General features: G+C 69.9%; 22 protein-coding genes and 1 tRNA gene. 11 read left to right on the forward strand and 12 right to left on the reverse strand.

Features of this window, described 5'->3' with window-relative positions:
- Window positions 1–33: 33 nt before the first annotated feature.
- Together JRZ79_RS22785 and JRZ79_RS22790 are read left to right on the forward strand one after the other, a co-directional pair.
- Complete coding sequence (locus JRZ79_RS22785) at window positions 34–477, forward strand: acyl-CoA thioesterase (RefSeq protein ID WP_205251254.1); 444 nt, start codon at window positions 34–36, stop codon at window positions 475–477.
- A gap of 70 nt (window positions 478–547) precedes the next feature.
- Window positions 548–1,720, forward strand: coding sequence for an MFS transporter (locus JRZ79_RS22790; protein ID WP_205252236.1), 1,173 nt, complete (start codon window positions 548–550; stop codon window positions 1,718–1,720).
- Window positions 1,721–1,723: 3 nt separating this feature from the next.
- Here JRZ79_RS22790 and thrC read toward each other — a convergent pair whose 3' ends face one another.
- The 6 genes from thrC to JRZ79_RS22820 form a co-directional block, all read right to left on the reverse strand.
- Window positions 1,724–2,971, reverse strand: coding sequence for a threonine synthase (gene thrC, locus JRZ79_RS22795; RefSeq protein WP_205252237.1), 1,248 nt, complete (start codon window positions 2,969–2,971; stop codon window positions 1,724–1,726).
- A 70-nt stretch (window positions 2,972–3,041) separates the two neighbouring features.
- Window positions 3,042–3,308 (reverse strand): hypothetical protein, encoded by a 267-nt coding sequence (locus JRZ79_RS22800; protein WP_136360916.1) that lies wholly within the window; start codon window positions 3,306–3,308, stop codon window positions 3,042–3,044.
- A gap of 69 nt (window positions 3,309–3,377) precedes the next feature.
- Window positions 3,378–3,692, reverse strand: coding sequence for a YbjQ family protein (locus JRZ79_RS22805; protein ID WP_010903818.1), 315 nt, complete (start codon window positions 3,690–3,692; stop codon window positions 3,378–3,380).
- A gap of 69 nt (window positions 3,693–3,761) precedes the next feature.
- Window positions 3,762–4,250 carry a hypothetical protein gene (locus tag JRZ79_RS22810; protein WP_205251257.1) on the reverse strand — a complete coding sequence of 163 codons (489 nt, stop codon included), beginning with the start codon at window positions 4,248–4,250 and terminating at the stop codon, window positions 3,762–3,764.
- A gap of 15 nt (window positions 4,251–4,265) precedes the next feature.
- Complete coding sequence (gene argH / locus JRZ79_RS22815; RefSeq protein WP_205252238.1) at window positions 4,266–5,723, reverse strand: argininosuccinate lyase; 1,458 nt, start codon at window positions 5,721–5,723, stop codon at window positions 4,266–4,268.
- A complete protein-coding gene (locus JRZ79_RS22820) occupies window positions 5,720–6,910 on the reverse strand; it encodes an argininosuccinate synthase (protein ID WP_010903821.1) in 1,191 nt (396 codons plus the stop codon). Before JRZ79_RS22820 ends, argH begins: the two co-directional genes overlap by 4 nt.
- 273 nt (window positions 6,911–7,183) lie before the next feature.
- Here JRZ79_RS22820 and JRZ79_RS22825 point away from each other — a divergent pair, with 273 nt between their 5' ends.
- Both JRZ79_RS22825 and JRZ79_RS22830 read left to right on the forward strand, forming a co-directional pair.
- Window positions 7,184–7,378, forward strand: a complete 195-nt coding sequence (locus JRZ79_RS22825) for a hypothetical protein (protein WP_012289506.1) — start codon at window positions 7,184–7,186, stop codon at window positions 7,376–7,378.
- A gap of 43 nt (window positions 7,379–7,421) precedes the next feature.
- Window positions 7,422–7,949: a 2'-5' RNA ligase family protein gene (locus JRZ79_RS22830; RefSeq protein ID WP_136360920.1), complete on the forward strand. Its 528-nt coding sequence runs from the start codon at window positions 7,422–7,424 to the stop codon at window positions 7,947–7,949.
- A 6-nt stretch (window positions 7,950–7,955) separates the two neighbouring features.
- Here the strand turns inward: JRZ79_RS22830 and JRZ79_RS22835 are convergent, their stop codons facing one another.
- Entirely contained in the window at window positions 7,956–10,154 is a 2,199-nt protein-coding gene (locus JRZ79_RS22835; RefSeq protein WP_205252776.1) for an ATP-dependent DNA helicase, read from the reverse strand.
- A 154-nt stretch (window positions 10,155–10,308) separates the two neighbouring features.
- Between JRZ79_RS22835 and JRZ79_RS22840 the strand changes: the two genes are divergently transcribed.
- Window positions 10,309–10,452, forward strand: coding sequence for a hypothetical protein (locus JRZ79_RS22840; RefSeq protein WP_010903825.1), 144 nt, complete (start codon window positions 10,309–10,311; stop codon window positions 10,450–10,452).
- Between the two features lie 32 nt (window positions 10,453–10,484).
- Here JRZ79_RS22840 and dpsA read toward each other — a convergent pair whose 3' ends face one another.
- Window positions 10,485–11,033, reverse strand: a complete 549-nt coding sequence (gene dpsA / locus JRZ79_RS22845; RefSeq protein WP_010903826.1) for a DNA starvation/stationary phase protection protein DpsA — start codon at window positions 11,031–11,033, stop codon at window positions 10,485–10,487.
- A 203-nt stretch (window positions 11,034–11,236) separates the two neighbouring features.
- On the opposite strand from dpsA, the gene JRZ79_RS22850 reads away from it, so the two are divergent.
- Window positions 11,237–11,749: a metallophosphoesterase gene (locus tag JRZ79_RS22850; RefSeq protein ID WP_205252239.1), complete on the forward strand. Its 513-nt coding sequence runs from the start codon at window positions 11,237–11,239 to the stop codon at window positions 11,747–11,749.
- 50 nt (window positions 11,750–11,799) lie between these two features.
- Here the strand turns inward: JRZ79_RS22850 and JRZ79_RS22855 are convergent, their stop codons facing one another.
- On the reverse strand, window positions 11,800–12,432 hold the full coding sequence (locus tag JRZ79_RS22855; protein ID WP_010903828.1) for a helix-turn-helix domain-containing protein: 633 nt from the start codon (window positions 12,430–12,432) through the stop codon (window positions 11,800–11,802).
- 105 nt (window positions 12,433–12,537) lie between these two features.
- Between JRZ79_RS22855 and JRZ79_RS26145 the strand changes: the two genes are divergently transcribed.
- The gene (locus JRZ79_RS26145; protein ID WP_260173106.1) at window positions 12,538–12,669 is read left to right on the forward strand and encodes a hypothetical protein; all 132 of its coding nucleotides are present in this window, start codon (window positions 12,538–12,540) and stop codon (window positions 12,667–12,669) included.
- Here the strand turns inward: JRZ79_RS26145 and JRZ79_RS22860 are convergent.
- Window positions 12,666–13,682: a low specificity L-threonine aldolase gene (locus JRZ79_RS22860; protein ID WP_012289509.1), complete on the reverse strand. Its 1,017-nt coding sequence runs from the start codon at window positions 13,680–13,682 to the stop codon at window positions 12,666–12,668. The two genes, JRZ79_RS26145 and JRZ79_RS22860, sit on opposite strands and share 4 nt — an antisense overlap.
- 86 nt (window positions 13,683–13,768) lie before the next feature.
- Between JRZ79_RS22860 and JRZ79_RS22865 the strand changes: the two genes are divergently transcribed.
- Entirely contained in the window at window positions 13,769–14,878 is a 1,110-nt protein-coding gene (locus JRZ79_RS22865; protein ID WP_010903831.1) for an aminopeptidase, read from the forward strand.
- 125 nt (window positions 14,879–15,003) lie between these two features.
- Window positions 15,004–15,153: a hypothetical protein gene (locus tag JRZ79_RS22870; RefSeq protein WP_157849923.1), complete on the forward strand. Its 150-nt coding sequence runs from the start codon at window positions 15,004–15,006 to the stop codon at window positions 15,151–15,153.
- 54 nt (window positions 15,154–15,207) lie between these two features.
- Here JRZ79_RS22870 and JRZ79_RS22875 read toward each other — a convergent pair.
- Window positions 15,208–15,282, reverse strand: a tRNA-Arg gene (locus tag JRZ79_RS22875).
- A 113-nt stretch (window positions 15,283–15,395) separates the two neighbouring features.
- Between JRZ79_RS22875 and JRZ79_RS22880 the strand changes: the two genes are divergently transcribed.
- Window positions 15,396–15,968: an AAA family ATPase gene (locus JRZ79_RS22880; protein ID WP_205252240.1), complete on the forward strand. Its 573-nt coding sequence runs from the start codon at window positions 15,396–15,398 to the stop codon at window positions 15,966–15,968.
- Window positions 15,961–16,377, forward strand: a complete 417-nt coding sequence (locus JRZ79_RS22885) for an RNA-binding domain-containing protein (RefSeq protein WP_010903834.1) — start codon at window positions 15,961–15,963, stop codon at window positions 16,375–16,377. Before JRZ79_RS22880 ends, JRZ79_RS22885 begins: the two co-directional genes overlap by 8 nt.
- 6 nt (window positions 16,378–16,383) lie before the next feature.
- Here the strand turns inward: JRZ79_RS22885 and JRZ79_RS22890 are convergent, their stop codons facing one another.
- Window positions 16,384–17,343, reverse strand: coding sequence for a hypothetical protein (locus JRZ79_RS22890; protein WP_205252777.1), 960 nt, complete (start codon window positions 17,341–17,343; stop codon window positions 16,384–16,386).
- Window positions 17,344–17,365: the final 22 nt, after the last annotated feature.

Raw genomic sequence — 17,365 nt, forward strand, 5'->3', positions numbered from 1 at the left:
AGCCGTTTTCCGGCTGGCCGCCCTCCGTGTGGTATGGGTTCGATCAGCGACACGTTCATGGAGAACCGCGAGCGCGTCCAGCCCGACGACACCAACAACTACGCCTCCGCCCACGGGGGCAACGTCGTCAAGTGGATGGACGAGATCGGCGCGATGGCGGCGATGCGCCACGCCGGCAAGACGTGTGTCACCGCCCGCATCAACAGCCTCGACTTCGAGCGCCCCGTCCCACAGGGCGACATCTGCGTCATCCAGGCGTACGCCTACGACACCGGCCACACCAGCATCAAGGTGCGGCTGCGGGCGTTCCGCGAGGACCCGCGAAGCGGCGAGACCGAACAGACCACCGACTCCTACTTCGTGTTCGTGGCCGTCGACGACGACATGCAGCCGACCGCAGTCCCGGACCTCGACGTGGGCAGCGAGCGCTGCCGGGAACTCCGTGAGGCCGCTCTGGCGGGCGAACACGACGAGTAGCCGACTGCCGGGGGGTTGAATCCTGCCGATTTCAGCGCCCTCAAATGCCCGCCAGTCCTCCACGACAACAGTGACATCTCCCAGCGACGACGGCCTCGTTCGTGGATACGCCGGGCGGCTGTTGGTCGCCATCTCCACCGGCTGGTTCGCGATTCAGGCCGGCCGCCTCGTCCTGTCGCCGATGCTGTCGGCGCTCACCGCGGACATCCACATCACCAACACCAAGGCCGGGTTCGCGTTCACGACGCTGTGGGGGTTGTACGCGCTGTTGCAGTACCCGAGCGGCCGCCTCTCCGACGCCCTCTCGCGGAAGACGCTGCTGGTCACCGGGCTCGGGATGGCGTCGGGCGGGTTCGTCGTCCTCGCAACCGCGCGCTCGTACGCCGCGTTGCTGGTGGGGGCGGCCATCGTCGGCACCGGTGCAGGGCTCTACCCCACCGCCGCCCGCGCGCTCGTTGCGGACCTCTACTCGACCAAGCAGGGCCGGGCGTTCGGCCTGCACACCGCCTCCGGCGATCTCGGCGGGATGTCGGCCGCGGGCATCGCCGCGGTCGCGCTCGCGCTCCTCAGCTGGCGGTACGCGTTCGCCCCCATCGTCGGTCTCACCGCCGCCGTCGCCATCGCGTTGCACGTCTGGAGCCGCGAATCGTACGTCTTCGAGCGCCGGTCGCTTGCCGTCCGCGACACCGCCGCCCGCCTCCTCTCGGGGACCCAGTTCCGGTGGATCCTGGTGGCGTACACGCTGTACGCGTTCACCTGGCAGGCCATCGCCGCGTTCCTGCCGACGTTTTTCACCGACGGCAAGGAGTTCGCGCCGGTGGTCGGCACCGTCGCCTTCGGCGCGCTGTTCGCCGTCGGCGCCATCGCCAAACCCACTGCAGGCACGCTGTCGGACACGATCTCCCGGCGCGCGCTCGCCGTCGGCGCGCTCGTGTTGGGCGCGGCCGCGCTCTCCGCGGTCGTGGTGGTGCCGTCCCCCGTGGCCGCCGTCGGTGCGGTGGTGGTGTTCGCGGCGGGGCTGCTGGCGTTCCCGCCGGTGATGCAGTCGTATCTGATGGACGCGTTCCCCCCGGAGTCCGCCGGCGGTGACCTCGGCGCGATGCGCACCGTCTACATCGGGCTGGGCGCGCTCGGCCCGACGTACGTCGGCGCCGTGTCGACCGCCGCCAACTACGAGATCGCGTTCTGGGGGCTGGTCGGCGCGCTGATCGTGGCCGCCGTGATCATCGCGCGCGTCACCTGACGCTCAGAGCGCGTCGAGGACGCCGTCGGCGTCCGCCGGCACCGGCGTGGTGTCGCCCCCGGCGGCGGCCGCGGCGGCCGGGTCTTTCAGCAGGTGGCCGGTGGTCAGACAGACCACGCGCTCGTCGGCGCTGATTTCGCCGCGCTCGCGGAGCGCCAGCAGGCCCGCGACGCTGGCCGCCGACGCCGGCTCCACCCCGATGCCGTCGCCGGCGAGCATGCGCTGGGCGTCCGTGATGCGGTCGTCGGAGACGGCGACGGCGGTGCCACCCGTCTCGTAGACGCCCGGCAGCGCTTTCGGCGCGTTCACCGGGTTTCCAATGCGGATGGCGGTCGCGCGCGTCTCGACGTCCGTCCAGCGCTCGGTGCGCCCGCGGCCCGCCTCGACGGCTTCGACCATCGGTGCCGCCCCCGCGGCCTGCACGCCGGTGAGCGCCGGCATCTCGTCGTCGGTCATCGCGCCCGCCGCGACGAGTTCGCGGAACGCCTTGTAGAGGGCCGCCGTGTTCCCGGCGTTCCCCACCGGGAGCACGATGCGGTCGGGCCACTCGCCGGTGGCCGTCCGGGACTGCTCAAGGAGCTCGAACGCGATGGTCTTCTGGCCCTCCAGGCGGAACGGGTTCAGGCTGTTCAGGAGGTACGCCTCCCCGCGGGCGGCGAGTTCGGCGACCACGTCCAGGCAGTCGTCGAAGTTGCCGTCGACCTCGCAGATGCGTGCGCCGTGCAGCGCCGCCTGCGCGATCTTCCCCGCCGCCACCTTGCCCGCGGGGAGCAACACCAACACGGGGGTGTCGGCGCGCCCGCCGTACGCCGCCAGCGCCGCCGACGTGTTCCCCGTCGACGCGCACGCCAGCCGGTCGACGCCGAGGCGCTCGGCGACCCGGACGCCCACGGTCATCCCGCGGTCCTTGAAGCTCCCCGTCGGGTTCATTCCCTCGTGTTTCACGCGGACGTCGGCCACGCCGGCCGCCGCCGCGACGTCGGGTGCCTCGTACAGCGGCGTGTCGCCCTCCTGGACGGAGACGCCCGCGTCGACCGGGAGCGCGTCGGCGTACCGCCAGACCCCGCGCCCACTGAACGCCTCGAATCCCGGGTAGTCGGCGTACCGCGCCTCCAGCAGGCCGCTGCACTCCGGGCACCGGTACACCACGTCCGCGAACGGTGCCAGCGTCCCACCACACTCCACGCACGCCAGCCAGACGCCGTCGGTCGCGCACGCCGGCGTCTCGCCCGCCAGCGAAAGGTCAGTCATGGCTCGGTCTCCGTGGGCGACCCACAAATACCAGGCGGGTGGTGTGAGTATTGCCACCGACCTCCGGGGGTCAGTCCGACACCACGTCGCTGCGCCAGCCGGGGTCGTGGCCGCCGGCCAGCAGGTCAGCCCGACACGCCGGACAGTAATGCGGGGGTTTCGTGGCGCTCTCGGGGACGTAGACCGCGCCGCCACACGTCACACACGCGTCGTCGACGACGGTCACGCAGTCCGCACAGAGGTTGAAATCGTCGACTGTCAGCTCGCGCAGCCCGTCGAGTTGTTTGTCGAGGGTGTACTCGTCGATGACCGACTGACAGTTGTGGCACGGTTGCATTGCGATACGTCTTGATGGTCGTTCTCATGGCACAAGAAGTTGTCCCCGACGGCGACACGGCACCCGCCCTCAGGCCAGCGTCACGGCGGTGCCGTACGCGATGACCTCCGAGCCGCCGTTCGCGATCTCCGAACTCTCCAAGCGCACGTTCACAACCGCGTCAGCGCCCATCGACCGCGCGTCCTCGGCCATCCGATCCAGCGCGTCGTCGCGGGCGTCGGTCAACAGCTCCGAGTACGCCTTCAACTCGCCGCCGGTGATGTTCCGGATGCTCTGCGTGATGTCCCGGCCGACGTTCCGGGCTTTCACCGTGTTCCCGCGCGCGACGCCCAGCGACTCCGTGATCTCGCGCCCGGGCACGGTCTCGGTCGTAACGAACTCCATACTCCGGGGTTTCGGCCGCTGGAACAAAAACCTCAGCCCCGCACGCAGCCACTGCGATCCGGCCCGCGCTCACCCGCCCACCGACGGCGTGACCCGGATGCCAGCCCGTCCGTTGAGCCCACGCACCACCGGATCACGCCGCCCCCCGTCGACCACCACCGCCTCCGCGACCCCGCCTGCGACCGCCGCCTCGGCCGCCACCACCGCCTCCGACACGCCGTCGGCGTCCGCCACCACCACCAGCGAGGCGTCCAACGCCCCGGCGATGGCGGCCGCCGCGCGGTCGACGTCTCCCGACACCACGGGCACGCATCCGGCGTCGCACTCCTCGGCCAGCACGGCCGCACTCACACACTCCCGGTCCCCCGCCAGGACGGCCGCCTCGTCGAGCGCCACGCCCGGTACGCCGACCGCCCGGAACGCCGCCAGCACGTCCTCCGCGGCCGCCGCCCCGTCGCACACGACCACGACCGCCTCGCCGTTCGCCGCGAGATGCGCCACATCGGCCGCCGCCACTCCCGGATCGCCGGCCGCACTGAGCGCCACGACGACCGTCATCCGCCCCGCCCCCACTCACACATACCCCGACACCTCCGCGGCCAGCGCGTCCGCAGCGTCCGCCAGCGACGCCCGTTCGGCCGCCAGCACCGCCTCGTCGGCGTCGATCCCGTCGCGCACGTCCGCCACGGCGGCCTCGACGGCCGCCGGTGCCGGGCCGCCCGCCGAATCCCTGGCGGCGACGCTCCCCACGGGATCCAGCGCGTCAGCCACCGCCGCCGGCTCCACGACCGCGGACAACGGCTCCCCGGTCACCGCCTCGGTCGCGGCCGCCACCGCGTCCAGGGTCGCCCCCTCGCCGCCGCGCTCGGCCGCCAGCGCCACGACCTCGTGGGCCGTCCGGAACGGCAGCCCCCCCGCCGCGAGCGCGTCCGCCACACCGGTCGCGGTCGAAAACCCCTCGCCCGCCGCGGCTTCGAGGTCGTCAGCGGGCCAGCCCGCGGTCGCCACCACGCCCGCCGCCACCTCGACCGCGCTGGTCACGCCGTCCACGGCGGTCCACGCGTGCCCGGTCGCACGCTGCAGGTCGCGGTTGTACGCCCGCGGCAGCCCCTGCAGCGTCGTCGCGAGGGCTTGCTGCGCGCCCACCGCGTCGCCCGCGGTCGCGCGCACCAACTCCATGGTGTCCGGGTTCTTCTTCTGGGGCATGATCGACGACGTCGACGCGTAGTCGTCGCTCACCTCGACGAACCCGCGGTTCGCGAAGAACACCACGTCCGCGGCCAGCCCCGAACACGTCACCGCCACCGACGCCAGCGCGCTCACCGCCTCCAGCAGGAAATCACGGCTGGCGGCGGCGTCGGCCGCGTTCGCCACGACGCCGTCGAACCCCAGCAGGGCGGCCGTGCGCTCGCGGTCGACGCCGAAGGTGGTGCCGGCGAACGCCGCCGCGCCCAGCGGCGACTCGTTCGTGCGCCCGTAGGCGTCGCACAGCCGGCCGGTGTCGCGGGCGAGCGTCCCCGCGTACGAGAGCGCCCAGTGCGCGACGGTCGTCGGCTGTGCGGGCTGCAGGTGCGTGAACCCCGGCATCACCGTCTCGGCCTCCGCCGCCGCGACGTCGGCCAGCGCACTCCGCAGCGCCACCACGACCTCGATGGCGTCCAGCAGGTCCGCGCGCAGCCGGTACCGGATGCACGCCGCCACCTCGTCGTTGCGCGACCGCGCGGTGTGTAGCTTCCCGCCGTCACGCCCGACAGCCTCCACGACCGCCGTCTCGATGGCCTCGTGCACGTCCTCGCCCGGGGGCAGCGCGTCGAACCCCGCCGCCTCGACGTCGGCCAGCGCGCCCAGGATCGCTGCCGCCGCCTCGTCGCCGATAATATCCTGCTCGGCGAGCATCACGACGTGTGCGCGGTCCACCGCGAGGTCCGCCTCGAAGATGCGGCCGTCGCCGTCCATCGACGAGAGGAACGAGCGTGCGGGCCCGCCGCTGAACCGGTCGCGGCGCACCACCGGATCGCCGCCCCCGGTCATTTGTTGCCGTCGAACGCCGCGTTCGCCAACCGCGACTGGAAGCCGTGGTACTTCGCGACCCCCGTGGCGTCGGCCTGCTCGATCCCCGCCACGGTTTCGGTGTTGAACGACGCCGCGTCCGCGGAGTACACCGCGTGCTCGCTCTCGCGGGCGATCGGGCGCGCCCGCCCACCCTCGAAGGCGATGGTCACCGTGCCACTGACCGCCGACTGGGTTTCGTCCAGATACCCGTTCAGCGCGTCCATCAGCGGATGCTCGACGACCCCCTCGTAGGCCTTTTGCGCCCACTGCTGGCTCACCGCCGCGGTGAAATCCCGCTCGGCCTTCGTCAACACGAGCCCCTCTAAGGCCTTGTGGGCCGCCAGCAGCGTGGTCGCGGCCGGATGCTCGTAGTTCTCGCGGACTTTCAGCCCCAGCATGCGGTCTTCGAGCATGTCCGTGCGGCCGACGCCGTAGCTCCCCGCACGGTCGTTCAGCGCCTCGATGAGCGCCACCGGCTCCATCGCCGTCCCGTCGACGGCAACCGGCACCCCGGCCTCGAAGGTGATGTCGACGGTGCCCGTCTCACCGCTCGGCGCGTCGGTCCACGCGTAGATGTCCGCGGGCGGCTGGTAGTCGGGCTCCTCCAGGTGGCCGCCCTCCACGCTGCGACTCCAGAGGTTCGTGTCGATGCTCCACTCGCCCTCGTTGCCCGCCTCCACCGGGAGGTCGCGCTCGGCGGCGTACTCGATCTCCCACTCGCGGGTCAACCCGAGCTCGCGGACGGGCGCACACACGTCGTGGTCGCTGGCGCGCCACACCGCCTCGAAGCGCAACTGGTCGTTTCCCTTCCCCGTGCAGCCGTGGGCCAGCGCCGCACAGCCCTCGGCTTCGGCCACCGACAGGATGGCGTCGGCGATGACCGGGCGGGCAAGCGCGGTGCCGAGCGGATACCCCTGGTAGGTCGCGTTGGCCCGCACGGCGTCGAAACACAGCGCGGCGAACTCGGCCGTGGCGTCGACGACGTGGTGCTCGACGCCCAGCGCGGCGGCGGTCTCCCGGGCCGCCGCGAACTCGGCGTCGGGCTGCCCGACGTCGACGGTGACGCCGATCACGTCGTCGTAGCCGTACTCCTCTTTCAACAGCGGGACACAGACTGTCGTGTCGAGCCCGCCCGAGAAGGCGAGCGCGACGGTTCCTGATGGCATTGTGTGTGTAGCGTATCGCAGCGGTCGAACGGCGGTGCGGTCGACGACGAACGGTAGAACAGGGCTAGCTATAGGGGGTCACGGGGACCCCGTCGTCGTCGGCGCTGCGACACGCCAGCCGCGGCGCTCCCGGCGGACAGCGGCGACCGCACGCTGGTGGGAGCCGGCGGCGTCATCTACCTCCGAGAAACGCAGCCACCGAGTTAAACGTTTCCTGGCAACTAGTCACATGGACGTCGGTAGGCTCTTAGTCGTCGTCACGCAAACCCGCCCATGCCCCGCGCACGCGGCGCGCTCGACACGGACTCGCTGGTGAAAATCGCCCTCGCGCTGGTCGTCGTCTGGCTCGCGATCGAAGTCCTCGATGCACTCCTCGGCGCGCTCACCGCCGCCCTCCGGCTCGCACGCCCACTCATCGCGCTCGTGATCGTCATCGTCGTTGCCCTCTGGCTGCTCGACGAACTGTAGGAACAACGTCAGGGCTTTCACGATCCACGCCCGACGGACGGGCGTGTACAGCGTGAACGCGCCGGTTCCGCCCGCCGTCAACGAGATCGCGGCCGACCTCCGGCCCGCGCTCACCGAGTTCGACCGCGTCCGCCAGCGCCACGAACAGACGCTGCTGGTCAAGCGCGTGCCCGCCGACACCCGCAAGGAAGCGCTGGCGGCGTGGCAGACCGCCCAGGACGCCCTCCAAGGCGCGCCCGCCGCCCAAGCCCGCATCTCGGAGATCGACACCTTCCAGAACCCGCCCAACGGCTCCAGTCCGGTCGTCTACCTCGCCGTCGAGAGCCCCGGCATCCACCACCTCCACGACCGCCTCTGTGACCCCTTCGACCCCGTTCCCGTGATGGAGGGCGGCGACGACTACGACCCCCACGTCACGCTGGCCCGCGACGCCGACGGGTTCCGCGGCCAGCGCGCCGTCGACGCCATCGACGGCCGCGCGGTCGGCCCCGTCACCTGGACCATCGACGAACTCTCCCTCTACGACGCCACCGTCGGCGAACCCGTCGACACCGTCTCGCTGCCGGCGTAACGCCGCCTACGGAGTCGGCGGATCGCCACCGTACGCCCCCAGATCGCCGTAGAAGTTCAACAACGAGAACCGCAGCTTCTCCGGATCGACGTCCACCATCTCCGCGCGCTCGCTCGGCGGGAACGTCGGGTTCACCGAATACTTCTGCATCCCGGTGCGGCTCGCTGCCGTGTACCGTCGATCGACCAACATCCGCACGCCGAAGTCCTCCGGCGACCGAATCACGCGCCCCATCGCCTGGCGGGTCTTCCGCACGGTCGGGATCTCCACCGCGTACCGCCAGCCGGCGTCCTGGCGGTCGCTGCGAAGTCCCTGGTCGGCATCGCGGTCCGCGAACGCCTGGGCGTACGCGTCCTGGACGGCCTCGGTCCGCGCGTCCAGATGCGGGTACGGGACGCCGACGACCGCGACCGTCCGCGCGTCGTCACCGTCGAAGCTCACGCCCTCGGCCAGGGTCCCCCACAGCGACGTGAACAGCGCGCCGTCCCCGTCGGCGACGAACGCCTCCCGGAGGTCGTCAGCCGCCACCCCCGGTTCGTCCAGATACCGCGTGGCGTCGCAGTCCGCCAGCAGGTCGTGGTAGCGCTTCGCCTCGGCGTAACTCGGGAAGAAAAACAGACAGTTGCCCGGCGTGTACGCCGCGGCGTCCCGGAGCGCGCCCGCGACCGCCTGCTGGGTCGCGCGGTCCTCGCGGTTCGAGGAGAACAACGGCTCGGTGTCGACGGCGAACGTCCGGCGGCGGTCCTCCGGGAACTGCAGCCCGAACGCCAACTCCACGGGGTCGTCCAACCCCAACACGTCGCCGATCACGTCGAAGGGCCGCAGCGTCGCACTCATCAGGACGCTTGCGTGCACGGCGTCGAACAGGTCGGTGGTCACCTCCCGCGGGATGCAGGTGTAGCGCTCGGCCCGCCCGTACACCGCCTCGGTGCGGTCGTCGCGGCGCACCGCCGTCGTCGGATACTGCCCGAACTCGCCGCCGCGCTCGACGTACGCCTCTACGAACTCGGCGGCGGCCAGCACGTGGCACTCCCGGCGGGTCGTCGCGTCGCCGTTCCGATACGCGTCCTCGTACTCCCCGTCCAGGTACTCCCCCAACCCCAGGGCGTCGGTGACGTCCTCGGTGATCCCCGGGCCGGTGTACGACTGGAGGAACGCCAGCGTCAGGTCGTCCCGGCGGTCGTCGTTGGCGACCGGCACGTCCACCCAGTTCGACTCCACCGCCGACTTCGTGTCCGCCGGTCCATCGCCGCCCGGACGCAGCGCGTCCTCGTAGGTCTCGACGAGCGCATCCCGGAACGCCCCGAGCACGCGCTCGGCGGCCGCTGCCCGCTGATCGCTCGTGTCCTGGAGCTCGTCCAGGGCGCTGTCGAGGGTCTGCTCGGTGAGCGTCTCGGCGGCGTGGTCGCGGGCGGCGTCCTCGATGTTGTGCGCCTCGTCGAACACCACCACCACGTCCTCGGGGTCCCGGCCCAACCAGCGGAAGAACTGCGCCCGAATCCCCGGGTCCAGCAGGTGGTGGTAGTTGCAGACCGCCAGATCCACGCCCTCGATGCCGTCCTTGAGGAGCTCGTACCCGCAGAACCCCGCCTCCTCGGCGTAGCCGTAGATGTCCTCCGGGGTGCGGACGTCGTCGTACAGCCACTGGTAGAACTCGTCGGTGTTCCCCACGAGGTTCTGGCGGTAGCGCTCGCAGACGTTGCCGTCCTGGAGGGCCGCCAACTCCGACTCGACGGCTTCCAGCTCGTCCATGACGGCCTGCCGGGCGTCGGCGGCCTCGGTGTCGCCGTCCTGTGCCTCGTCGAGCAGAGCGCGCTGGCGTTCTTCGAGCTGGCGTTTGTCCCGGGTGGCGTCCACGAGCTCGTGGGTGTTGTCCCGCAGCACCTGGCACTCCTCGTAGTCCACGTCGATGTGACACATCGACCCCTTGCCCTTGAACACGACCGCGCGGATGGGTTCGGTGGCGTGTATCTCGCGGGCCTCGCGCACGAACTGGCGCATCTGCTGGTGGACGTTGGTCGTGATGACGACCGTTTTGTCCTCGGCCTGGGCGTGCGACAGCGCCGGCGCGAGCGCGGCAAGGGTTTTGCCCGTTCCGCACGCCCCCTCGAACAACACGTTGGTGCCGCCGTCGAGTGCGTCCCGGATCGCGTCCATCGCGGCCCGCTGGTTGTCGTACGGCGACGGCTTCGGGAAGAACTGCATGTAGTCGGGGGTGTCGTCTCTGCGTGCGGCCACGGTGTCCCGGAATACGAACGGCTTGCGGTATAAACCTCCGGCTCAGCGCGACGACCGCCACAAACGCCCTGTTTTAGGCCGACCAAAACACATATGATAGCACCGCTGCATAGGGCCTGATATGCCAGTTACGCGGGACGCTGACGACGACACCGAAGACCGCCTCACCGCCCTCCAATCTTCGCCGGAGCGAACCGTATTCACCGAGGATGGCAACGCCGACGGCTGGCTCTCGACGGACCTCACGGTAGACGTCGAACGCTAGTCGCGAAAGAACAGTGGTGGGTTCTCGCCGGCTTACTCCAGGGCGCCCTGCGTGACGAGCGTGTCGTCCTCCAGGTAGTGCTCGATGTGGTGGGCGTCGTCTTCGAGCTCGATAAGCCCCTCACGGAGCATGTGTGCCGTCGCGTGGTCGCCGAGGTTCTCCGCGAGTTCGGTGTGTTCGCGGGTGGCCTCGATGATGTCCCCGTAGATCGCCATGTCGTTCGCCAGCGACGTCCGGATGTCGTAGACGTCCTCGTCCTCGACGTCGACGGACGCCTCGGCCTGCAGTGTCTCGGGGCTGGCGTGGGGCACGCCACCAAGCGCTTGCACGCGCTCGGCGAGCTCGTCGGCGACCTCCTCGGCCGTCTCGGCGGCCTCACCGAGGAACAGGTGCAGGTCCCGGAACTCCGCCCCCTCCACGTTCCAGTGGTGCTTCTTGAGCTGGTGGTAGAGGACGTACACGTTCGCGAGATCGGCGTTCAGGGCGTCTACACACTGTTCGGCGCGGTCGGCGTCCATCCGCAGTGCGTCCGACCCTTCGACTTCACCGGCGGTCGCTCGCGCGTTCTTTTGCGTGCTCATAACGATTACACGTTGGACCGCCTGCCACTTAAAGCTTTCCGCTGCATCCAAATTTTGTTTGGCGTACCAAAAACAAATTTCTTCGATAGCCGTTGTTATTCTCTGTGATGGCGTACTCGGGGCCACCCAAACACCACGCACAGCCGAGTGGGCCTCCCCACCGGCCGCAACGCTCACACGCCCCCACACACTACGCCACACCGATGATCGCCGTCCTCGCTGACACACACAGCGACACCGACCACGCGCTCACCGGCCACGCCCGTCAGGCAGTCGCCGACGCCGACGCCGTCGTGCACGCCGGCGACTTCACCACCGAATCGTCCCTGGACGCCTTCCACGACGCCGCCACCCGCCTCCACGCCGTCCACGGCAACGCCGACTCCCCCGCCGTCCGCGACCGCCTCCCGCCGGCCCGCACGATCACCACCGCCGGCCTCCGCATCGCGCTCACCCACCGCCAACCCGGCGGCGACACGGCGCTGTCGCTGTTCGGCCGCGAACGAGGCGCCGACATCGTCGTCTCCGGCCACACCCACACCCCGACGCTCACCACCACGCCCACAGCCGTCCTCCTCAACCCCGGTAGCCACGCCGACCCACGCGGCTCCCCGGCTGCACACGCGACTCTCCACCCAACCGACCACGGCGTCCGCATTGCGATCTCCACCCGCGACGGCGACACCATCCGTTCGACCCACGTCTCACGCGACTAGCCTCGCACACTCGTCTACACGCGGTTCAAGGCGAGTACCACGGGGTGGGTTCACCAGGCCGCCCTCGCCTTTGCGATCACGGCACCGACACCAAGCCCCACAACCAGCAGCCCACCACCGGCCACCACCGCCTCGCGAAGCCCATACCGCGCCACCTGCATCAGCGTCCACACGGCGTCCCAACTCGTGGCCGCTCCCGGAGCCGCCTGCGCCGCCGCACCGGTCCCGATCTGTACGCCGCTTGCACCGCCACCGCCGACGTGTTGCACCGCAACGGTCGCCAGACTCACCGCGCCGATCCCGCCGAACAACCCCGACAGCGCCGCCCGCACGCTCTCGCCGTCCTCTTCGCTGCCCGCGAACAACACCACCGGCGTGTCGCGCGCCCCGTACACGCTCATCTCCCGCCCCTTCGAGGAATACCGCGTGTCACACTCCTGGACCAACGCCGCGCCTTCGAGGCGATCGAGATGGTACTGGATGTTCTGCAGGGAGGTCTCCATGTCCGCGGCGAGTTCCGACGGCGTCGATGGCGTGTCGTGGACGGCTGCGTAGATGTCCCGCGCCGTCTCGGACCCCAGCGCCGACAGCAGCTGGTCCGCATCGTCGGAATCAACCCCGACAACCCGTGGGCCATCACTGGACGCCGACGGCTCCGACGCCGATGGGAGGAGCCCGGTCATTACGAAACAGTATCACCAATCTATGATTAATGTTTTGTTACCTTGCGTGTGTATTCTTCCCGACGACCCGAAACCACTATGCCACACGCCATGCATCACTCCCTCATGGCCTCGCTCGGACCCGTCTTCTACGTCTTCGCGGCTGCGCTCCTGCTGTTCGTGTTCTTCACCTTCCTGTTCATCCGGCGCACCGTCGCCAGTTTCCGCGACGGCGTCGAGAACAGCAACCGGGATTAGACGACCTCCCCCGCCGCCGACACCACCGCCGCGATGTCCGCGCCCCCGATGTCGCGGTGCGTGCAAAACCGGACCGTGTACTCGCCGTCCGCCGTCCCCAGCACGCCCTCTTCCTCACAGCCCGCCAGGAACGCCGCGGCGGTCACGTCCGCGTCCCGAGTGTCCGCGAGCACGATGTTCGTGTCCGGTTCGGCCGCCGTCACCCCCGGAAGCGCGTCGAGGTCCTCGGCCAGCCGACGCGCGTTCTCGTGGTCCTCGTGGACTCGGTGGCGGTTCTCCAGGGCGCACACGCCCGCCGCCGCGACCATGCCCGCCTGCTGCATCCCACCCCCGTACATCTCCTGCACGCGTCGGGCCGACGCCACGAACGACTCGCTTCCCGCCAGCACTGCCCCCATGGGTGCGCCCAGCCCCGTCGACAGACACACCGCCACCGAATCCACCGGCGACAGCAGCGTCGCCGCATCGACGCCCAGCGCGGTCGCAGCGCTGAACACCCGCGTCCCGTCGACGTGCACCGGCACGTCGTGCTCGTGGGCGGTCTCCACGGCAGCCGCGAACGCGTCGACGGGCGCCACGACCCCGCCGTTCGCCCCGTGTGCGATCTCCACGCACGCCAGCCCGACCTCCGGCCGGTGCCCACCCCCCGCCGTGATCTCGGCGGCCACCTGCTCCGCGGTCGGACAGCCGGTTTCGCCGCCGTCGAACGCGCGCGCCTGCACCCCAGCGTGTTGTGCCAGCCCGCCACTCCCCCGCCTGTAGCTGTGGCTGGCCCGCTCGACGAGCACGCTCTGCCCGCGGGCGGTGTGTACCTGCGCCCCGATCTGGTTGGCCATCGTCCGGCTCGGCACGAACACGGCCGCCGCCATGCCCACGGCGTCCGCCGCCGTCGCCTCCACCGCTGCCACAGCCGGGTCGTCGCCGTGCTCGCCGTGCTCGACCGGCGCCTGGGCCGCCGCCTCCCGCATCGCCTCGGTCGGCGTGGCGACCGTGTCGCTGCGAAGATCGATCATATCGGGACATCCACCCCCAGGGGGAAAAGTCATCCTGCCAGTTACGTTCCGAAACATCCAACAGGCAGTTCCGACCACGTGACAGCATGGATTCACGCATCCGCCAGCACGCAGCGGTCATCGTCGACCGATGCATCGACCTGCAGCCCGACGAGAACGTCGTGGTGAGCCTGCCGCCGGTCGCCGAGGACCTCCGCGTCGCCCTCTACGAGAAGATCGGTGAAGTCGGCGCGAACCCCGTGATGCTCGCCCGTGGTGACCGCGGTATCGGCACGGACCGCGCGGCGCGCGCGTACCTCCAGGCGATCGACGCCGAGGACCTCTCCACGCCCGAACACCTCCTGCAGCTCTACGAGCACGCCGACGCCGCCGTCGTGGGCCGACCACACCGCAACGTCACCGAGCAGAGCGACGTGTCCACGGAGCTGGGGGCGGCGTTCGCGGAAGCCCACCGCGACGTGCTCAACGCCCGGCTGTCGACGAAGTGGTGTCTCACCCAGTACCCCGCCCCGGCCGACGCCCAACTCGCGGGCATGTCGACGGCCGCCTACGAGGACTTCGTCTACGACGCCGTGAACAAAGACTGGGACGCCGTCGAGGACCACCAACAGCAGATGGTGGACATCCTGAACCCCGCCGAGGAAGTCCGCATCGTCTCCGGGGACACCACCGACGTCACGATGAGCGTCGCGGACATGACGACGCTGAACGACTGCGGGTCGAACAACCTGCCCGCCGGCGAGGTGTTCACCGCACCCGTTCCGGACTCCGTGGAGGGGGAGGTCGTCTTCGACAAGCCGGTGTACCATCAGGCCCGCGAGATCCAGGGCGCAGCGCTGACCTTCGAGGACGGCGAAGTCGTGTCGTTCAGCGCCGAGCAAAACGAGGACGTGCTCGCGGCCATCCTGGACACCGACGACGGCGCACGGCGGCTGGGCGAGCTGGGGATCGGGATGAACCGGGACATCGACCGGTTCACGTACAACATGCTGTTCGACGAGAAGATGGGCGACACCGTCCACATGGCCCTCGGGCGCGCGTACCCCGAGACGGTCGGCGAGGGCGTCGAGCAAAACGACTCCGCGAAGCACGTCGACATGATCGTGGACATGAGCGAGGACTCGTTCATCGAGGTCGACGGCGAGATCGTCCAGCGCAACGGGACGTTCGTCTTCGAGGACGGCTTCGACGCGTAAGCGGGCTCCCCTGAGGCCGGTTCCGATGTCGTCCGGCTTGCACGGTAGCCGACTGCCATAGCCGTGTTCTATGGTATCATTTGACATCATTGATTTTAATATGTTTGGGAATATATCAATTATCCGTGCCTAAGCTCGATTGTCCGGACTGCGGTCGCTCCATCGCGATGCACGAACTCGAAACCCGGACGGTCGCACAGACCGCCGGCTTTGAAACGAGCTATCGCTGCCCGTTCTGTCGCACCGACTTCCAGGAAGTCACGCAGCTCATGTAACCGCCGCTGGCGGTGCTCGTTCTCAGTGCCACGCCCCGCCGCCAGCCGACGCCACGGGCACGAGGGGATTCGAACCCCCGACATTTCGGTTAGAAGCCGAACGCTCTGTCCGGACTGAGCTACGCGCCCGCATCCGGCAGTACCACCGGGTGGCGTAAAAATCGACTGGATGACAGCCACGGCTCACACGCCCGGCAGCCACACCGAAGCACACACGTGGCGGGGTCGCTTGCAGTCTACCAATGAGAGTCATCGGGACCGTGGGCATGCCGGGCTCCGGGAAAAGCGAGGCCGCGACGGTGGCCGCCAACGCCGGCATCCCCGTGCTCGTCATGGGTGACGTGATCCGGCAGGAGTGTCGCGACCGGGGCCTGGATCCCGCCCAACACCACGGCCGCATCGCGCAAGCGCTCCGCGACGAACACGGCCCGGGCGCGATCGCCCACCAGTCACTCCCCATCATCGAGGACCACCTCACCGACGCCACGACGGTCCTCGTCGACGGGATCCGCTCGGACGTGGAAGTGACCACGTTCCGCGACGCGTTCGGCGACGACTTCACGCTCGTGCACGTCTCCGCCCCCCGAGAGTTACGCAAAGCCCGCATCGAGGACCGCGACCGACCCGGCGACACCGACGGCGAACCCCTCGACGCCCGCGAGGACCGCGAGCGCGGCTTCGGAATGGACGACGCCATCGACCTGGCCGACGTCCGCATCGAGAACACCGACAGCCTCGACGCGTTCCACGACGCGGTCCGAGACCTGCTCGCCGCCGACACACCCTACACTGAGGTGCCCGACAACCATGACTGACACCACCGACGTGACTGTCCGCGTGACCGCGCCCGTCTACCCCACCGAACCCGACGACCGTGTGGCCGACGCCATCCTCCGGCTGTTCCCCGACGCCACGGTCACCGTCGAGGACGACCGTGCGGTCGCCGAGACCGACACGACGGCGTCGTTCCGCGAGCAACTGTTCGACCAGCGCATCCTCGACACGGCGCGCGAACAGTTCCAGGCCTCCCAGACGGACGCCGGGTTCAGCTTCGACCTCAAAAAGCAGGCGGCGTTCAACGGCACGGTCAACTTCGCGGTCGGGAACCCCGACGAACTCGGCGACCTCCACGTCGAGGTCACGGTCGCCGAGCCGGCCGTCCAACAGTTCATCGACCACCTCGCACCCCCCACCGACGGCGGCGAGCCCCTCGAAGACCCCTGACCGCGGTCACACGAGCAACACGGCGATCGCGGCCGAGATGAACACCACTTTTGCGGCGATGTTGACGGCGATGACCTTCGACCCGAAGCGCGCCCCCCAGATGCCGTACTGGAACGGGATCGAGCGCTTGAACGTCGACACCGCGAACGACACGATCCCCCCGACGAGCATCGTGGCGACCGCCTCGGCCGCGGTGAACTCCCCGGGGACGTGTGGCGCGATGAAGATCGCGCCGGTCGTGGTGTCGACGGCGAACGTCGCGACCGCCGGCACCGCGACCCCGGGCAGCCCGAGCACCGACGTGAGCGGCTCCGCGGCGGCCGTGAACGCGGTCACGTCGTAGGTCTCGGTGAGGAAGACGACCGCCGCGTACACCACCGCCAACCGGGGCACGAGGGTTTTCAGCTTCCCACCGGTCTTCGTGAGCGCGCCGGCGACGGTCTCCCGCGTCGACTCGTCGGCGGCGTCCTCACCCGGCATCGTCACCCCGGCGTCAGACGCCGACGCGACGTCGTCCTCGGACAACACCACCGCACCCGCGAGCACGCCCGCGGCCGTGATCCCGAGGCTCACGGCGGCGCGCGCGCCGACGTACATCAGCCCCAGGCGGAGCCCCAGAATCGGGAGCAACACCGGCGCGTAGAACGTGAAGATGTGTTGCACGAAGCCGAAGAACGTGTTGATGGTGATGGCGACGAGCGTCGCCCGATCGCTGAGCACGCCGGCGTCCCGGTACTCCTTGAGCATGCCGTAGCCCGCCGTCGGGGACGCGGTCGTGGCCAGGATCGCGGTGCCGACCTCGTCGGGCAGGTTCGCGGGACCGGTCAGCGGCGTGGCGAACCGCGCAACGTAATCAACCGCGCCGAACGCCACGGCGAGGTTCGCCAGCGTCAGTCCCACCGCGATCGCGGCAGCCACGCCCACCACTCGGGGTGCGACCGCCCACAGCAGCGCCACCAGTTGCACGCCGCCCGCTTCGTGACTCGTG

The sequence above is a fragment of the Halobacterium sp. BOL4-2 genome (assembly GCF_016917835.2).
Lineage (GTDB): Archaea > Halobacteriota > Halobacteria > Halobacteriales > Halobacteriaceae > Halobacterium > Halobacterium salinarum.